14 protein-coding genes and 1 tRNA gene are annotated in these 17,064 nt (G+C 69.5%); 9 read left to right on the top strand and 6 right to left on the bottom strand.

Annotation, left to right across the window (positions count from 1 at the left end; translation table 11 throughout):
• Positions 1–550 precede the first annotated feature (550 nt).
• The 5 genes from ABZ016_RS14720 to ABZ016_RS14700 all read left to right on the top strand — a co-directional run bounded on the left by ABZ016_RS14720 (position 551) and on the right by ABZ016_RS14700 (position 6,455).
• The gene (locus ABZ016_RS14720; RefSeq protein ID WP_356917083.1) at positions 551–1,780 is read left to right on the top strand and encodes a branched-chain amino acid ABC transporter substrate-binding protein; all 1,230 of its coding nucleotides are present in this window, start codon (positions 551–553) and stop codon (positions 1,778–1,780) included.
• A 323-nt stretch (positions 1,781–2,103) separates the two neighbouring features.
• Positions 2,104–3,033 carry a branched-chain amino acid ABC transporter permease gene (locus tag ABZ016_RS14715; RefSeq protein ID WP_356916956.1) on the top strand — a complete coding sequence of 310 codons (930 nt, stop codon included), beginning with the start codon at positions 2,104–2,106 and terminating at the stop codon, positions 3,031–3,033.
• Positions 3,034–3,037: 4 nt separating this feature from the next.
• Positions 3,038–4,852 carry a branched-chain amino acid ABC transporter permease gene (locus tag ABZ016_RS14710; RefSeq protein WP_356916955.1) on the top strand — a complete coding sequence of 605 codons (1,815 nt, stop codon included), beginning with the start codon at positions 3,038–3,040 and terminating at the stop codon, positions 4,850–4,852.
• A 5-nt stretch (positions 4,853–4,857) separates the two neighbouring features.
• Positions 4,858–5,742 (top strand): ABC transporter ATP-binding protein, encoded by an 885-nt coding sequence (locus tag ABZ016_RS14705; protein WP_356916954.1) that lies wholly within the window; start codon positions 4,858–4,860, stop codon positions 5,740–5,742.
• Entirely contained in the window at positions 5,739–6,455 is a 717-nt protein-coding gene (locus tag ABZ016_RS14700) for an ABC transporter ATP-binding protein (protein WP_356916953.1), read from the top strand. Before ABZ016_RS14705 ends, ABZ016_RS14700 begins: the two co-directional genes overlap by 4 nt.
• Positions 6,456–6,525: 70 nt before the next feature.
• Here ABZ016_RS14700 and ABZ016_RS14695 read toward each other — a convergent pair whose 3' ends face one another.
• Complete coding sequence (locus tag ABZ016_RS14695; RefSeq protein ID WP_356916952.1) at positions 6,526–7,182, bottom strand: response regulator; 657 nt, start codon at positions 7,180–7,182, stop codon at positions 6,526–6,528.
• Between the two features lie 101 nt (positions 7,183–7,283).
• Here ABZ016_RS14695 and ABZ016_RS14690 point away from each other — a divergent pair.
• A tRNA-Leu gene (locus ABZ016_RS14690) sits at positions 7,284–7,367 on the top strand.
• A gap of 85 nt (positions 7,368–7,452) precedes the next feature.
• Positions 7,453–8,241, top strand: coding sequence for a helix-turn-helix domain-containing protein (locus tag ABZ016_RS14685; RefSeq protein WP_356916951.1), 789 nt, complete (start codon positions 7,453–7,455; stop codon positions 8,239–8,241).
• Between the two features lie 4 nt (positions 8,242–8,245).
• On the opposite strand, the gene pyk is transcribed toward ABZ016_RS14685, so the two are convergent.
• The gene (gene pyk / locus ABZ016_RS14680; protein WP_356916950.1) at positions 8,246–9,682 is read right to left on the bottom strand and encodes a pyruvate kinase; all 1,437 of its coding nucleotides are present in this window, start codon (positions 9,680–9,682) and stop codon (positions 8,246–8,248) included.
• A 211-nt stretch (positions 9,683–9,893) separates the two neighbouring features.
• Between pyk and ABZ016_RS14675 the strand changes: the two genes are divergently transcribed.
• Positions 9,894–10,340 carry a GNAT family N-acetyltransferase gene (locus tag ABZ016_RS14675; RefSeq protein ID WP_356916949.1) on the top strand — a complete coding sequence of 149 codons (447 nt, stop codon included), beginning with the start codon at positions 9,894–9,896 and terminating at the stop codon, positions 10,338–10,340.
• Between the two features lie 24 nt (positions 10,341–10,364).
• On the opposite strand, the gene ABZ016_RS14670 is transcribed toward ABZ016_RS14675, so the two are convergent.
• On the bottom strand, positions 10,365–11,084 hold the full coding sequence (locus tag ABZ016_RS14670) for an SIMPL domain-containing protein (RefSeq protein WP_356916948.1): 720 nt from the start codon (positions 11,082–11,084) through the stop codon (positions 10,365–10,367).
• Between the two features lie 165 nt (positions 11,085–11,249).
• Between ABZ016_RS14670 and ABZ016_RS14665 the strand changes: the two genes are divergently transcribed.
• Positions 11,250–13,052, top strand: a complete 1,803-nt coding sequence (locus ABZ016_RS14665) for a 5'-nucleotidase C-terminal domain-containing protein (RefSeq protein ID WP_356916947.1) — start codon at positions 11,250–11,252, stop codon at positions 13,050–13,052.
• Positions 13,053–13,068: 16 nt separating this feature from the next.
• Here ABZ016_RS14665 and ABZ016_RS14660 read toward each other — a convergent pair whose 3' ends face one another.
• The 3 genes from ABZ016_RS14660 to ABZ016_RS14650 all read right to left on the bottom strand — a co-directional run bounded on the left by ABZ016_RS14660 (position 13,069) and on the right by ABZ016_RS14650 (position 16,997).
• On the bottom strand, positions 13,069–14,535 hold the full coding sequence (locus ABZ016_RS14660; RefSeq protein ID WP_356916946.1) for a SidA/IucD/PvdA family monooxygenase: 1,467 nt from the start codon (positions 14,533–14,535) through the stop codon (positions 13,069–13,071).
• Positions 14,532–16,049 carry an aminotransferase class V-fold PLP-dependent enzyme gene (locus tag ABZ016_RS14655; protein WP_356916945.1) on the bottom strand — a complete coding sequence of 506 codons (1,518 nt, stop codon included), beginning with the start codon at positions 16,047–16,049 and terminating at the stop codon, positions 14,532–14,534. Before ABZ016_RS14655 ends, ABZ016_RS14660 begins: the two co-directional genes overlap by 4 nt.
• A gap of 114 nt (positions 16,050–16,163) precedes the next feature.
• The gene (locus ABZ016_RS14650) at positions 16,164–16,997 is read right to left on the bottom strand and encodes an NAD(P)H-binding protein (RefSeq protein ID WP_356916944.1); all 834 of its coding nucleotides are present in this window, start codon (positions 16,995–16,997) and stop codon (positions 16,164–16,166) included.
• Positions 16,998–17,064: the final 67 nt, after the last annotated feature.

The following is a 17,064-nucleotide window of genomic DNA, read 5'->3' as shown; positions in this document are numbered from 1 at the left end:
CACCGGTTCGCCGACCGCTGGACCGCGCTGCCGCCCAAGGGCCCTGACGAACCCCTCAACTCCCGTGGCGGCACAGGCCGCTCCAGATTCACGGTCACCGTCGAAACAGCCGTTTCCGATTGTTCGGACTCCCCCGGACGCGCACCACCCCTTTCTCGGCGTAACGCTGCGTAACGCGCGCGCAATACAGCGGCACGGATTCGTCCTCGGCCGCGCCCACTCCCGGGATCTTTCCGATCCGGTCCGCGCCGCCTGCGCCCCGGCCACCGCGCGATCTCGGCCACGGCCAACCGGAAGTGCGCGTTCTCATAATGCGGACTTCGGCGAAAGTCCACCAAACCCGCCGAGAGGGTCCGCCGTCGAGACCGGGCATCCACGACGTCATAACAAGAAAGTCACAAGCCAGCCCGCGCCGCTGACCCTGCCCTTACCCCGGGCTTAGAGTCACGGCCAGTCACCGCTCCATCGGGAGTTCGGTACCAGCGCGGCACTCACCCCCCGACCAGGGCGGGGCCTGCCTGTGAAAGGACTGATTGTGCGACAGCGTTCCTTGGTGATTCTTACCTCCGTTCTCACGACCGGAGCTCTGACTCTCACCGCCTGCGGTTCCCGAGACGACAGCGGTGACAAGGGCGGAGACAGCGGGAGCGGCACGACTCTGACCATCGGCGTCGACGCCCCCCTGTCCGGTGAGAACTCCACCACCGGCCTCGGCATCCAGTACGGCGCTCAGATCGCCGTCGACGACGCCAACAAGAACAACTGGGTCCCGGGCGTGAAGTTCAAGCTCAAGGCCCTGGACGACAAGGCGCAGCCCGCCACCGGCCAGTCCAACGCCACCAGCATCACCGGCGACAAGACCGCCGTCGGCGCCGTCGGCCCGCTGAACTCCGGCGTCGCCCAGACGATGCAGCAGGTCTTCGCCTCGGCCAACATGGTCCAGATCTCCCCCGCGAACACAGCCCCCGAGCTGACCCAGGGCAAGAACTGGCAGACGGACAAGAAGCGTCCGTTCAAGACGTACTTCCGTACCGCCACCACCGACGAACTCCAGGGCAGCTTCGCGGCCGGCTACGCGTACAACGGCCTCAAGAAGAAGAAGGCCTTCGTCGTCGACGACAAGCAGACCTACGGCGCCGGCCTCGCCAAGATCTTCAACGACCAGTTCAAGAAGCTCGGCGGCAAGGTCGTCGCGACCGATCACGTCAACACCGGTGACAAGGACTTCGGCTCCCTCGTCACGAAGATCAAGAACTCCGGTGCCGACCTGCTCTACTACGGCGGCCAGTACGACGAGTCCGCGCTGATCACCAAGCAGCTCAAGGACGCCGGCGTCAAGATCCCGCTGTTCGGCGGCGACGGCATGTTCGCCTCCACCTACATCGAGGCCGCCGGCAAGTCCTCCGAGGGAGACCTCGCCACCGCGATCGGTGTCCCCGCGGACACCCTGCCCGCGGCCAAGCAGTTCATCCAGACGTACAAGGACAAGGGGTACAAGGGCGACTACGGCGCCTACGGCGCCTACGCCTACGACGCCGCCACCGCCATCATCAAGGCCGTCAAGGCCGCGGCCGACGCCAACGGCGGCAAGGTGCCCACCGACATCAACGACCTGCGCTCCAAGGTCGTCGACGGAGTCCAGAAGTCCGACTTCGAAGGCCTCACCGGCAAGGTCTCCTTCGACCAGTACGGCGACACCACCAACAAGCAGCTGACGGTCTACCAGGTCGAGAAGGGCGCCTGGAAGGACGTCGAGACCGGCACCGCCGACCTGAAGTAGTCCCGGCCCCCCTAGGGCCTGTCGCTCGGATCACGCCGCAGACGCGGGGTCTGGCACGCGCCTCTGCCGCGTTGTCGTCGGTTGCCGATGCTCCGCATCGACGCCCTCCTCCGCCTTGCAGAGGCACGCACCAGACCCCGCTCACCGGCGCCGAACGGCACCGTTGGATTTCTGCGGCCTGATCCGAACGACAGGCCCTAGCCGCACCACGGGCCGCGCGGGAGGAGGACCCCGACCGCGCGGCCCGTTTTCACACCCCCACACAGCACGCGACCACGCACGCATCCAGTGCACACGACCACCAGCGACATGGAGGCCATGCGGTGAACACCCTGCCGCAGCAGCTGGCCAACGGGCTGCTTCTCGGCTCGATGTACGGGCTGATCGCCATCGGCTACACGATGGTGTACGGCATCGTCCAGCTCATCAACTTCGCGCACGGCGAGATCTTCATGACCGGGGCCTTCGGCGCCCTCACGGTCTACTTCTACATCCTGCCCGACGGCACCTCGATGGCCATCGCCGTCCCCCTGATGCTCATCGGCGGCGCCCTCGTCGCGATCCTCATCGCCGTCGGAGCGGAACGGTTCGCCTACCGCCCCCTGCGCGGAGCACCACGCCTGGCACCGCTCATCACCGCCATCGGCCTCTCCCTGGCCCTCCAGGAAGTCGTCCGCAACTTCTACCCCGGCGCCGACCGCGCCCGCGCCTTCCCCGGCCTCGACGCCACCCACGACATCGGCTCCGTCACCATCAAGGACGCCGACATCTTCCTCATCCTCGCCGCCGTCGTCTGCATGGCCGCCCTCGCGATCTTCGTCCGCCGCAGCCGCACCGGCCGCGCGATGCAGGCCACCGCGCAGGACCCCGACACCGCGCAGCTGATGGGCATCGACACCAACCGCATCATCGTCATCGCCTTCGCCATCGGCGGCTTCTTCGCCGCCGTCGCGGCCGTCGCCTACGGACTGAAGTACGGCAACGTCGACTACCGCATGGGCTTCCTCATGGGCCTGAAGGCCTTCACCGCGGCCGTCCTCGGCGGCATCGGCAACATCTACGGCGCCATGCTCGGCGGCGTCGTCCTCGGCATCGCCGAAACCCTCGCCTCCGCCTACATCGACGAGATCCCCGGCATGAACCAGCTCGGCGGCCAGAGCTGGGCGAACGTCTGGGCCTTCTGCCTCCTCATCCTCGTGCTGCTGTTCCGGCCCCAGGGCCTGCTCGGCGAGCGCGTCGCGGACAGGGCGTGATCACATGACCGAGACGACCAAGACCCCCGCTCCGGACGCCGTCCCCACCCCGACGCCCGCGGCACGCGGCCTCATAGGGCTGCCCCCGGCGGCCGCCCGCGCCCTGCTGCTCGCCGGCGGCATCGCCACCGCGGCCTCCGCGTTCCTCGCCTGGACCTGGACCGACGAGTTCCCCGGCGACCTCACCATCAACGGCTACCCCGGCGGCCTGCAGTGGCTGACCTTCACCGCCGGCGTCCTCACCGCACTGTTCGCCCTCGCCGGGTACGGCGTCCGCGGCCTCGGCTGGCTGCTGCCCGCCCGCAACAACGCGCCGCTCGCCCTGAGCGCGCTCGGCGGATTCGCCGTCACCTGGTTCACCGTCATCGCCATCAGCGTCGAACTCGGCGGTGCCGTCAACCTCGAACCCGGCGGCTGGATCGCGGCCGTCGCCTCCCTCCTGCCCGTCATCGGCGCCTTCGCCCTGCCCCAGGAGCGGACCGGCACCGACGGCACCAAGGAAGCCCTCAAGGCCTACGTCGCCAAACCCGACCACATCCCCGCCGCCCAGGCCACCGCACCCTGGGTCCAGCGGGCCGTCATCACCGCGGTCACCGTCATCGGCCTCGGCGTCTTCACCTACGGCATCGACACCGAGTACGGCGAACTCTTCGTCGGCTACCTCTTCGTCGTCGTCTTCGCCATGTGGGCCCTGCACACCGCCGGCCTCCTCGACCGGTTCTCCCACCTGCTCGCGGCCAACCGCAGCTTCACCCTCGCCATGGGCTTCGCCGCGGCCATCGCCTTCCCCTTCACCCAGACCGACGACCACTACGCCAACATCGGCGTCAACATCCTGATCTTCGGGACCGTCGCCCTCGGCCTCAACATCGTCGTCGGCCTCGCCGGACTCCTCGACCTCGGCTACGTCGCCTTCCTCGGCGTCGGCGCCTACACCGCCGCCCTGGTCTCCGGCTCCGAGTTCTCCACCATCTCCGGCGTCCACCTGCCCTTCTGGGCCTCCGCCCTGGCCGGCGCCGCCGCCTCCCTCGTCTTCGGCGTCCTCATCGGCGCCCCGACCCTGCGGCTGCGCGGCGACTACCTCGCCATCGTCACCCTCGGCTTCGGAGAGATCTTCCGCATCGCCGTCAACAACATGGACGGCCAGTCCGGACCCGACGTCACCAACGGCCCGAACGGCATCCCCTCCATCCCCGACCTGAACCTCCTCGGCTTCAACTTCGGAGAAGCCCACGACATCGGCGGATTCACCCTCGGCAGGTTCGCCAACTACTACCTGCTGATGGTCCTCATCATGGCCATCGTCGTCCTCGTCTACACCCGCGCCGCCGACTCCCGCATCGGCCGCTCCTGGATCGCCATCCGCGAGGACGAGACCGCCGCCACCGCCATGGGCATCAACGGCTTCCGCGTCAAGCTCATCGCCTTCGCCCTCGGCGCCGCACTCGCCGGCCTCGCCGGCACCGTCAGCGCCCACGTCACCTACAGCGTGGTCCCCACGCCGTACCAGTTCGCCGGCTCCACCCCGCCCAACTCCGCGTTCCTCCTGGCCGCGGTCGTCCTCGGCGGCATGGGCACCGTCGCCGGCCCGCTCCTCGGCGCGGCCCTCCTCTACCTGCTCCCCGAGAAGCTCGTCTTCCTCCAGGACAAGTCGCTCCTCGCCTTCGGCATCGCGCTCATCCTCCTCATGCGCTTCCGCCCCGAAGGCATCATCGCCAACCGCCGGCGCCAGCTCGAATTCCACGAGACCGGCCAACTCGACGTACCGAAACAGACCACGCTGACCGACGAACCGGCCGTCACCAAGGCGGGGGCATAAGCACGATGACTACACAGCCGACACCTGTACTCGAAGCCCGCGACGTCACGATGCGCTTCGGCGGCCTCACCGCCGTACGCTCCGTCGACTTCACGGTCAACGCCGGCGAGATCGTCGGCCTCATCGGCCCCAACGGCGCCGGCAAGACCACCTTCTTCAACTGCCTGACCGGCCTCTACGTCCCCACCGAGGGCACCGTCTCCTACAAGGGCACGGTCCTCCCGCCCAAGCCCCACCTGGTCACCCAGGCCGGCATCGCCCGCACCTTCCAGAACATCCGGCTGTTCTCCAACATGACGGTCCTGGAGAACGTCCTCGTCGGCCGCCACACCCGCACCAAGGAAGGCCTCTGGTCCGCCCTCCTGCGCGGCCCCGGCTTCAAGAAAGCCGAACGCGCCAGCGAGGAACGCGCCATGGAACTCCTCGAGTTCATCGGCCTCGCCCACAAGCGCGACCACCTCGCCCGCAACCTCCCCTACGGCGAACAGCGCAAGCTGGAGATCGCACGGGCGCTGGCGTCGGAACCCGGCCTGCTGCTGCTCGACGAACCCACGGCCGGCATGAACCCCCAGGAGACCCGGGCGACCGAGGAACTCGTCTTCGCCATCCGCGACAAGGGCATCGCCGTCCTCCTCATCGAGCACGACATGCGCTTCGTCTTCAACCTCAGCGACCGGGTCGCCGTCCTGGTCCAGGGCGAGAAGCTCGTCGAAGGCACCTCCGAGGTCGTCCAGGCCGACGAACGCGTCATCGCCGCGTACCTCGGCGAACCCTTCGAAGGCGACCCCGGAGAAGCCGAAGCCGCAGAGGTCGAGGCCGCCGAAGCCGCCGCCGAATCCGCCGCCGAAGCGCCCAGCACCACCAGCAGCACCAAGGGAGAGGCCAAGTGACCGCACTGCTCGAGGTCGAAGACCTCAGGGTCTCCTACGGCAAGATCGAAGCCGTCAAAGGCATCTCCTTCAGCGTCGAAGCCGGCCAGGTCGTCACCCTCATCGGCACCAACGGCGCCGGCAAGACGACGACCCTGCGCACGCTGTCGGGACTGCTGAAGCCGACCTCCGGAAAGATCTTCTTCGACGGAAAGCCCCTGAGCGGGGTCCCCGCCCACAAGATCGTCGCCCTCGGCCTGGCCCACTCCCCCGAAGGCCGGCACATCTTCCCCCGCCTCACCATCGCCGAGAACCTCCAGCTCGGAGCATTCCTCCGCAAGGACAAAGAAGGCATCGAGAAGGACATCCAGCGCGCCTACGACCTCTTCCCCATCCTCGGGGAACGCCGCAAGCAGGCGGCGGGGACGCTGTCGGGCGGTGAGCAGCAGATGCTCGCCATGGGCCGCGCCCTGATGTCCCAGCCCAAGCTCCTCATGCTCGACGAGCCCTCCATGGGACTCTCCCCGATCATGATGCAGAAGATCATGGCGACGATCTCGGAGCTCAAGTCCCAGGGCACGACCATCCTGCTCGTCGAGCAGAACGCCCAGGCGGCGCTCTCCCTCGCCGACCAAGGCCACGTCATGGAGATCGGCAACATCGTCCTCTCCGGGACGGGGCAGGACCTGCTGCACGACGAGTCGGTCCGCAAGGCGTACCTCGGCGAGGACTGAGACCCGCCCCAGGACACACGACGAGGCCCGCCCCGGCAGGGGGCGGGCCTCGTCTGTGCGTGTGCGCCGGTCAGCCCTTGTTGGCCTTCTTCTCCTCGGCGTCCTCGATGACGGCCTCCGCGACCTGCTGCATCGACATCCGCCGGTCCATCGAGGTCTTCTGGATCCACCGGAACGCGGCCGGCTCGGTCAGCCCGTACTCGGTCTGCAGGACGGACTTGGCCCGGTCCACCAGCTTCCGCGTCTCCAGCCGGAGCGTGAGGTCCGCGACCTCCTTCTCCAGCTCCTTCAGCTCCGTGAAGCGCGAGACGGCCATCTCGATCGCCGGCACGACGTCGGTCTTGCTGAACGGCTTCACCAGGTACGCCATGGCACCCGCGTCCCGGGCCCGCTCCACCAGGTCACGCTGCGAGAACGCGGTCAGCATCAGCACCGGCGCGATGCTCTCCTCGGCGATCTTCTCGGCGGCGGAGATGCCGTCCAGCTTCGGCATCTTCACATCGAGGATGACGAGGTCGGGCCGGTGCTCGCGAGCCAGCTCGACGGCCTGCTCCCCGTCCCCGGCCTCACCGACGACGGTGTACCCCTCCTCCTCCAGCATCTCTTTCAGATCGAGCCGGATCAGGGCCTCGTCCTCGGCGATGACGACCCGGGTCGTCATCGGAGGCACGTGCGACTTGTCCTCTTCAGGCACGTCAACAGGCTGGGGCGACTCGGGGGCACTCACGTGGGCTCCTTGGTAGGGGCAGGCCGGTACTGCTCCCAAGAGCGTACCTAGCAGCAAGGGCACACGGTGAACCGGTACACTTCTGGTCGGTCACCCGACCTGCCCGGTTGGAGGAACTGGTCAGACTCGCGGCACTCAAAATGCCGTGCCCTTTGGGCATGTGGGTTCGAATCCCACACCGGGCACTTTTTCAAAAGCGGAGGATCACGTTCGCGTGGTTCTCCGCTTTTTTACTGCCCGAGGTCACAACGGGTGACGCAGAGTAGTCACATGCACGTACATAGCACTGAAGTGCGACACCAGGCGTTGACACTACTGCGCGGGGGCGTCAAGAACGCGGACGTGGCCCGCAGCCTGAACGTGCCGCTGGGGACGGTCGGCTACTGGAAACACCTGGACCGGGCCACACGCGGCGAGTGTCCCGGCAGGCATGACCCGAAGTGCCCTCGATGTGACGGGCGGAGACTCGACGAGCCCGCCTACGCGTACTTGCTCGGCCTCTATCTCGGCGACGGTCATATCAGCCACTACTCCGAGCACCGCGTGCCCAACCTCATGATCACGTGTACGGAGTCGTGGCCCGGACTCATGGACGACTGCGAGCGGGCCATGCGCGCGGTGTTCCCCGAGAACTCCGTCTGCCGTGTCCGCAAGACCGGCTGCCGCAACGTGAAGGTCTACTCGAAGCACCTGCACTGCCTCTTCCCGCAGCACGGTGCCGGCAAGAAACACGAACGCCCCATCGTCCTCGCCCCCTGGCAGCAAGTCATCGTCGACGCTCATCCCTGGGAATTCATCCGGGGGCTCATTCACTCCGACGGGTGCCGGATCACCAACTGGACGACCCGCGTGGTCGCCGGCGAGCGCAAGCGCTACGAGTATCCCCGGTACTTCTTCACCAACGTCTCCGAGGACATTCGACGGCTCTACACCGACACCCTTGACGAGCTCGGTGTCGAGTGGACGCACTGCACCCGCAACGGCAACCCGTACAACATCTCCGTCGCCCGCAAAGCCTCCGTGACCCTCATGGACGCCCACGTCGGCCCCAAGTACTGACGGGCTACTCCGGGGTGTCGTCCTCGCCGATGTGGTGGACGCGGACCATGTTCGTCGAGCCGGAGACGCCGGGTGGGGAGCCCGCGGTGATGACGACCGTGTCGCCCTGCCGGCAGCGGCCGGAGCGGAGGAGGAGTTCGTCGACCTGGTCGACCATCGCGTCCGTGGAGTCCACGCACGGGCCGAGGAACGTCTCCACGCCCCACGTCAGACTGAGCTGGGAGCGGGTGGCCTGGTCGGGGGTGAAGGCGAGGAGGGGGATCGGGGAGCGGTAGCGGGAGAGGCGGCGGGCGGTGTCGCCGGACTGGGTGAAGGCGACCAGGAAGCGAGCACCGAGGAAGTCGCCCATTTCTGCGGCGGCCCGGGCCACCGCGCCGCCCTGGGTGCGGGGCTTGTTGCGTTCGGTGAGCGGCGGGAGGCCCTTGGCCAGGATGTCCTCCTCTGCCGCTTCGACGATGCGGGCCATGGTGCGGACCGTTTCGACGGGGTGTTTGCCGACGCTCGTCTCGCCGGACAGCATCACCGCGTCCGTGCCGTCGATGACGGCGTTGGCGACGTCGGAGGCCTCCGCGCGGGTCGGGCGGGAGTTGTCGATCATCGAGTCGAGCATCTGGGTGGCGACGATGACCGGCTTGGCGTTGCGCTTGGCCAGTTTGATCGCGCGCTTCTGGACGATCGGGACCTGTTCCAGCGGCATTTCGACGCCGAGGTCTCCGCGGGCGACCATGATGCCGTCGAAGGCGGCGACGATGTCGTCGATGTTCTCGACGGCCTGTGGTTTCTCGACCTTGGCGATGACGGGGAGGCGGCGGCCTTCCTCGTCCATGATGCGGTGGACGTCCTGGATGTCGCGGCCGGTGCGGACGAAGGAGAGGGCGATGACGTCGAAGCCGGTGCGCAGGGCCCAGCGGAGGTCGTCCTCGTCCTTCTTGGAGAGGGCGGGGACGGAGACGGCGACGCCTGGGAGGTTGAGGCCCTTGTGGTCGGAGATGACGCCGCCCTCGACGACCGTGGTGTGGACGCGGGGGCCGTCGACCTCGGTGACCTCCAGGCAGACCTTGCCGTCGTCGACGAGGATGCGTTCGCCGGTGGTGACGTCGGCGGCGAGGCCGGCGTAGGTGGTGCCGCAGCTGTCGCGGTCGCCTTCGGCGCCTTCTTCGACGGTGATGGTGAAGGTGTCGCCGCGTTCAAGGAGTACGGGGCCTTCGGTGAAGCGGCCGAGCCGGATTTTCGGGCCTTGAAGGTCGGCGAGGACGCCGACGCTGCGGCCGGTCTCGTCGGCGGCCTTTCGTACCCGGTGGTAGCGCTCCTCGTGCTCGGCGTGACCGCCGTGGCTGAGGTTGAAACGGGCGACGTCCATTCCGGCGTCGACCAGGTCTTTGATCTGGTCGTACGAGTCGGTGGCTGGCCCCAGTGTGCAGACGATTTTGGCTCGGCGCATGGCCTGAGCCTAAGAGTTACCGACCGGTAGAGAATTGGTCGCGAGTGACTACTCACCGGACTTTGAATGAAGCGTTATTGACAAGTGTTGAATTGTGCGGCGGGGCGCTCCGATGAGCACCTGGAGAATTCGTCAGCCTTTTCGAGATGACGTTGCTGAGCGGATCGCGGCGCTGCACCCGGAGAGTTGGCGTACGGCGTACGCAGGGATCATGCCGAGCGGTTTTCTGAGCGGTCCCCTGTTCGAGGACCGGCTGGAGCTGTGGCATGGGCGGCTGCTCGAACCAGAACCGGCCGCCGGACTGGTCGTGGCCGTGGACGGCGGCGAGATGGCCGGTTTCGCGTATCTCACGCCGCGCCCCGACGGCCGCGTCCTCCTGGACAACCTGCATGCCCGGCCGGGCCGTACCGGTTCCGGCATCGGAGGCCGGCTGTTGCGCCACGCTCTCGCGTGGGCTGCCGCCGAGCATCCCGGGAAGGACGTCTGTCTGGAGGTGCTGCGCGCCAACACGCGTGCCATCGCCTTCTACGAGCGACACGGTGCTGTCCGTACCGGCGAGCGTGTCGGCCTGTTCGAACAGGGCTTTGAGCTGCCCGAGTTGGAGTACACCTGGGCGGCCGGGTCCGTGTCGACGGCCTCGAGCTCGGCGGCCGAGTGATCGCGTCCCCACTCTCCCGTGGGGCTACAACCGCGGCGGCACCATGGTGAAGCGGGCGTTGATCTGGGCGTGGACCCGCTGGCGTTGGGGTTCGAGGTCGAGTGGGGCCGCCGCGGTGTCGGGGGCGGCCGCGCCGTAGGCCATGGAGCGCGCGCGGCCGGGGGCCTGGGGGTAGGCCGGCGGGCCGTTCTCGGCGCCGATGTCGGCGAGCTCGACGAGGGCGGCGAGGGAGGTGCCGAGTGCCTCGGCGTACTCGCGGGCTCGCTGGACGGCTTCCCCGACGGCCTTCTTGCGGGCTTCGCGGTGGGCCGGCGAGTCGGGGCGCAGGGCCCACCAGGGGCCGTCCACGCGGGTCAGTTCCAGGTCGGCGAGGCGGGTGGTGAGTTCGCCGAGGGCGGTGAAGTCGTTGAGTTCGGCGGTGACGTGGACGCTGCCGTGGTAGGTGCGGACGCGTTCGCCGCGGCCGTGCTTGACGAGCTCGGGGGTGATGGAGAAAGCGCCGGTCTCCAGGCGTTCGACGGCGTCGCCGTAGGTCTTGACGAGGTCGAGGACGCCGGCGTTGCGGCGGGTGAGGTCGTCGAGGGCGGAGCGCCGGTCGCGGCCGCGGGCGGCCACGGTGATGCCGATGCGGGCGATCTCGGGGTCGACTTCGAGGCGGGCCTCGCCGCGGACGGCGATGCGCGGGGCGTCGGGTGTGCCGTAGGGGACGGCGGGCTGGGTGGCATCTCCGGCGGGCGCGGTCATACGGCCCACTCTGTCATGTGCTGACGGGCCGCGGGTGTGGGGTCGCTGATCCGGGGTCATCCAAATCGCAACCTGCCGGGTCTGTTGCCGGCGGTCACGGCCGGGTCAGAATCTACGCGCGTTATCTACGCGCGTCGTTCACAGTTTCCGCGAGGAGAGCCAGACATGCCGTTGAACCGCCGGAAGTTCCTGGAGAAGTCCGCCGTGACCGGGGCGGGGGTGGCGCTGGCCGGTGCGGTCGGGGCGCCGGGCGCGCAGGCGGCCGAGGCGCGGGGCGAGCGGCCCGCGAAGCGGTACGCGTTCACCGTGATGGGGACGACGGACCTGCACGGCAATGTCTTCAACTGGGACTACTTCACGGACAAGGAGTTCGACGACAAGGACCACAACGACGTCGGCCTCGCGAAGATCTCCACTCTCGTGAACCGGGTCCGCGAGGAGAAGGGCCGCCGCAACACGCTGCTGATCGACGCGGGCGACACCATCCAGGGCACGCAGTTGTCGTACTACTACGCCAAGGTCGATCCGATCACGGCCAAGGGCGGCCCGGTGCATCCGATGGCGCAGGCCATGAACGCCATGGACTACGACGCGGCGGCGCTCGGCAACCACGAGTTCAACTACGGCATTCCGGTGCTGCGGAAGTTTGAGCAGCAGTGCCGTTTCCCGCTGCTGGGTGCGAACGCGCTGGACGCGAAGACGCTGCGGCCGGCTTTCGCGCCGTACAGCATGCATCGGCTGCGCACGCCGTTCGGGCGGGACGTGAAGGTGGCGGTGCTGGGTCTGACCAACCCGGGGATCGCGATCTGGGACAAGGCCAACGTGCAGGGGAAGATGACGTTCCCGGGTCTGGAGGAGCAGGCCGCTAAGTGGGTGCCGAAGCTGCGGTCGATGGGCGCGGACGTCGTCATCGTGTCGGCGCACAGCGGCTCGTCGGGGACGTCGTCCTACGGTGACCAGCTGCCGTACGTCGAGAACGCGGCCGGGCTGGTGGCCGAGCAGGTGCCGGGCATCGACGCGATCCTGGTCGGGCACGCGCACACGGAGATCCCCGAGTACTTCGTCACCAACAAGAAGACCGGCAAGCAGGTCGTGCTGTCCGAGCCGCTGAAGTGGGGGCAGCGGCTGACGCTGTTCGACTTCGAGCTGGTGTGGGCGAAGGGCTGCTGGAAGGTCGAGAAGGTCGGCGCGAAGGTCCTGAACTCCAACACCGTGGCGGAGGACCCGAAGATCACGAAGCTGCTCTCCGACGAGCACGCGAAGGTCGTGACGTACGTCAACCAGGTCATCGGCACCAACGCGGCGGAGATGACCTCGGCCGAGGCGCCGTACAAGGACGTGCCGATCATCGACCTGATCAACCACATCCAGGCCGACACGGTGAAGCAGGCGCTGGCGGGCACCGAGCACGCCGCGCTGCCGGTGCTGTCGCAGGCGGCGTGCTTCTCGCGGTCCGCCAGGATCCCGGCGGGCGAGGTGACGATCCGGGACGTGGCGGGCCTGTACGTCTTCGAGAACACGCTGGAGGCGCGGCTGATGACGGGTGCGCAGATGAAGGCGTACCTGGAGTTCTCGGCGAACTACTACGTGCAGACGGCACCGGGCACGGAGGTGGACCCGGCGAAGCTGACGAACGCGAACGGCACGCCGGACTACAACTACGACGTGGTGAGCGGCCTTTCGTACGAGGTCGACATCGCGAAGCCGGCCGGGTCGCGGGTGACGAACGTGCGCTTCGAGGGGCAGCCGCTCGCGGACGACGCGCACTTCGTGTTCGCCGTGAACAACTACCGGGCCAACGGCGGTGGGAACTTCCCGCACGTCGCCGCCGCCCAGGTGCTGTGGTCGAACTCGGACGAGATCCGCAACACCATGATCGCCTGGGTGAAGGCGAAGGGGTCGATCGACCCGGCCGAGTTCGCCGCGGTGGACTGGAAGCTCACGCGGAACGGTACGCCCGTCTTCTAGGGCCTGGGAAGCTTCATCACCTTCGGTCGACCAGCGGGGTCAGTGCCGGGGCCTCTCGGGGCGGCGGGACCTGCTGCGGCCGGGTCAGGCCGAAGGTGGTGAAGGCGGTTCGGCGCGGGAGCGCGTACGCCTCCCTGCCGGTGAGGGAGTTGAGGATGATCGCGCTGCGCCAGGCGGCGAGGCCCAGGTCCGGGGCGCCGACGCCGTGGGTGTGGGTCTCGGCGTTCTGGACGTAGACCGTGCCGGTGACGGAAGGGTCGAGGCTGAGGCGGTGGTCCTCGTCGACCCGGGGGCGTTCGCGGCTGTCGCGGCGCAGGTAGGGGTCGAGGCCGGCGAGGACGCGGCCCAGGGGGCGTTCGCGGTAGCCGGTGGCGAGGACGACGGCGTCGGTGGTGAGGCGGGAGCGGCTGTCCTGCGGGCCGTGTTCCAGGTGCAGTTCGACCTTGGTCGTCGCGACGCGGCCCGCCGTGCGGACGTGGACGCCGGGGGTGAGGACGGCGTCCGGCCAGCCGCCGTGCAGGGTGCGGCGGTAGAGCTCGTCGTGGATGGCGGCGACGGTGGCGCTGTCGATGCCCTTGTGCAGCTGCCACTGGCCGGCGACGAGGCGGTCGCGGGTGGACTCGGGCAGGGCGTGGAAGTAGCGGGTGTGGTCGGGTGTGAAGTGCTCCAGGCCGAGTTTGGAGTACTCCATGGGGGCGAAGGCCTCCGTGCGGCCCAGCCAGTGGAGTTTCTCCTGCCCCGCGGGCCGGTTGCGCAGCAGGTCGAGGAAGATCTCGGCGCCGGACTGTCCGATGCCCACGACCGTGACGTGCCCGGCGGCGAGGAGGGCGGCCCGGTGGTCGAGGTAGTCGGCGGCGTGTACGACGGGCACGCCGGGTGCCTGCACGAGGGGGGCGAGGGGGTCCGGGACGTAGGGCTCGGTGCCGATGCCGAGGACGACGTTGCGCGCGTACGTGCGTCCGAGGGCCTCCGCTTCCCCGTCGCTGTCGAGCTGGGTGAAGTCGACCTCGAAGACGTCGCGTTCGGCGTTCCAGCGGACGGCGTCGACCTGGTGGCCGAAGTGGAGACCCGGGAGGTTCTCGCTGACCCAGCGGCAGTAGGCGTCGTATTCGGCGCGCTGGATGTGGAAGCGCTCGGCGACGTAGAAGGGGAAGAGCCGCTCGCGGGACCTGAGGTAATTGAGGAAGCTCCAGGGGCTGGTGGGGTCGGCGAGGGTCACCAGGTCGGCGAGGAACGGGACCTGGATGGTGGAGCCTTCGATGAGCAGGCCGGAGTGCCAGCCGAAGGTGGGGCTCTGGTCGTAGAAGACGGTGTCGAGTGCGTCGAGCGGCTGGGCGAGGGCGGCGAGAGAGAGGTTGAACGGGCCGATGCCGATACCGACGAGGTCGCGTGGGGCGTCGGGGTCGCGGTGCGGGTGCTGGGGCGAGGCTGCAGGGGCGGGGCTCGGCTCGCCGTTCGGCCGGTGACTCGGCACGGGGTTCATCGGGGGGTGTGTCCTTCCACGAGTGTCGCTCGCCGCGCTGCCACGAGGTGCAGGAGCGCGGTCAGGTCGTCGGGCCCGGTGGCGGGGTTGAGGAGGGTGGCCTTGAGCCAGAGCCGACCGTCGGGGCGGGCCCTGCCGAGGACGGCGCGGCCGTCGGTGAGGAGCGCGCGGCGTACGGCGGCCACGGTGTCGTCGGTGGCGCCGGTGGGCCGGAACAGGACCGTGCTGATGACCGGGCGGGCGTAGAGGTCGAACCCGGGGTGGCCGTCGACGAGGGCGGCGAACTCGTGGGCCCTCGCGCAGACCTGGTCGACGAGCGTGCCGAGGCCGCTGCGGCCGAGGGTCCTGAGGGTGACGGCGAGTTTGAGGACGTCGGGGCGGCGGGTGGTGCGCAGGGACCGGCCGAGCAGGTCGGGCAGGCCGGCGTGGGTGTCGTCGTCGGCGTTGAGGTAGTCGGCGCGTTGCCCGAGGGCGGTGAGGTCGCGGGCGTCCTTGACGGCGAGGATGCCGGCGGCGACCGGTTGCCAGCCGAGTTTGTGCAGGTCGAGGGTGATGGTGTCGGCGGCGTCGAGTCCGGTGAGAGCGGCGCGGTGCCGGTCGCTGAAGAGCAGGCCTCCGCCGTAGGCGGCGTCGATGTGCAGCCGGGCGCCGTGGGCGGCGCAGCGGGCGGCGATCTCGGGCAGCGGGTCGATGAGCCCGGCGTCGGTGGTGCCGGCGGTGGCGGCGACGAGCAGCGGGGCGGGCAGGCTGGTGAGGGCCTCGTCCAGCGCGCGTGGGTCGAGCACGCCGGTCGGGGTGGGCAGGCGGACGGGTTCGGGCAGCCCGAGCAGCCAGGCGGCCCGGGCCAGGGAGTGATGGGCGTTGGCCCCGCACACCAGCCGCACGGACCCGCCGTACGCCTCCCTTGCGAGGAGGAGGGCGAGCTGGTTGGACTCGGTGCCGCCGGTGGTGATGAGGGAGTCGGGGAGCTCGGACGAGCGCGGCGGCGCGACACTCCGGGGCGCACCGGTCGAGTGGGACTCGCCGGGGTTCAGCCACGCATCGGCCGAGCCGAGCCCACCACTCCCACGCGCCCCACCCGTCCGGCCGGGCTCCCCGTAGATCTCTCTCGCCAGTGCCCCCGTCACCAGGGCCTCCAGTTCCGACGCCCCGGGTCCCTGGTCCCAGGAGTCCAGGGACGGGTTGAGGGCGGAGGCGGCGAGGTCGGCGGCGGTGGCGAGGGCGAGGGGTGGGCAGTGGAGGTGGGCGGCGCACAGGGGGTGGGCCGGGTCGGCGGCGGTCTCGGCGACCGCGTGGACCAGGGTGCGCAGGGCGTGCGGGTCGCCCTGGCCGGGCAGGACCTCCCCCACCGCCTCCCGCATCCGCGCGGCGACCGTGTCCGGCCCGCCCGCCGGCAACGGCCCGCCGCGCGCCCGGGCTCCCGTTTCCAGCGCGTCGAGCACGATGTCCAGCAACGTCCGCAGGGCGTACGGGCCTTCGGGACCCGAGGAGAGGGGCGGGGGTGGCGTGCTCATGGGCTGTCTGTCCTCCGGGGCGCGGGGCGGTGCGCCCGAACAGCCCAACGACCGGATGCGGGAGGAGGTTGTTCCTCTGGGGAAAACCTGCCGAGAACCGCCCGGCGGGAGCCCTCAGCCCTTGAAGTCGTCCGCGTGGTCCTCGGCCCAGACCGCGAAGGGGCGGGCCGGGCGGCCGGTGATCTCCCGTACCGTGCCGGTGATCTCGGGCGGTACGCCGACCGTGGCGGCGAAGGACTTCAGCAGGGCCTGGAGCATCTCCGGCGGGACGTGCGGGAACAACTCCGCCGCGGCCTTGTCCGGTGACACTTCGGTGAAGCCGAGCTCGCGCCCGAGGGCCCTGCCGATCGCGGCGACCTGCCCGGCGTTGGTGATGGCCTCGGGTCCGGTGAGGCGGTGGGCGGTGCCCTCGTGGCCGTCGTCGAGGAGGGCTCGTTCGGCGACGGCGGCGATGTCGTCCTCGTGGATCGGCGCGGTCTCCCCGTCGGCGAAGACGCCGCGGACGGTGTCGCCGGAGCGGATCTGCGGGGCCCACTGGAAGGCGTTGGTGGCGAACGCGTTGGGGCGCAGGAAGGTCCACGTCAGGCCACTGTCGCGGATCTGCTGTTCGGCGGTGGCGTGCATGACGTGGATGGGGTGGGACTCGTCGGCGCCCGAGTCGATGATCCCGGAGGACAGCAGGACCACGTGGCGCACTCCGGCGGCCCGGGCGGCGTCCAGGAGGCGTGGGGTGCGGTCGCCGCCCGCCTGGACGTACAGGAACAGCTCGGTGACGCCCTCGAACAGGGCGGCCGGTGCGTCGGGATCGAGCCGGACGGTCTCGACGCCGGCGGGCAGGCGGGCCCGCGCCGGGTCGCGGGTCAGGGCCCGCACGGGCCGGCCGGCGGCGACGAGGCGTTCGACCAGGGCACGGCCGACGTTTCCGGTGGGACCGGTCACTGCGATCACGAAGGGCTCCTCGGGTCTGATCGTGTGGTCCTGCCCGAGGTTAGGGAGCGCGGCCCGCCCGCCGCAT

The sequence above is a fragment of the Streptomyces sp. NPDC006372 genome (genome assembly GCF_040612515.1).
Classification (GTDB): Bacteria; Actinomycetota; Actinomycetes; order Streptomycetales; family Streptomycetaceae; genus Streptomyces.
The sequence above is the reverse complement of the archived record's forward strand: the minus strand, read 5'-3'. Positions and strand labels throughout refer to the sequence as shown.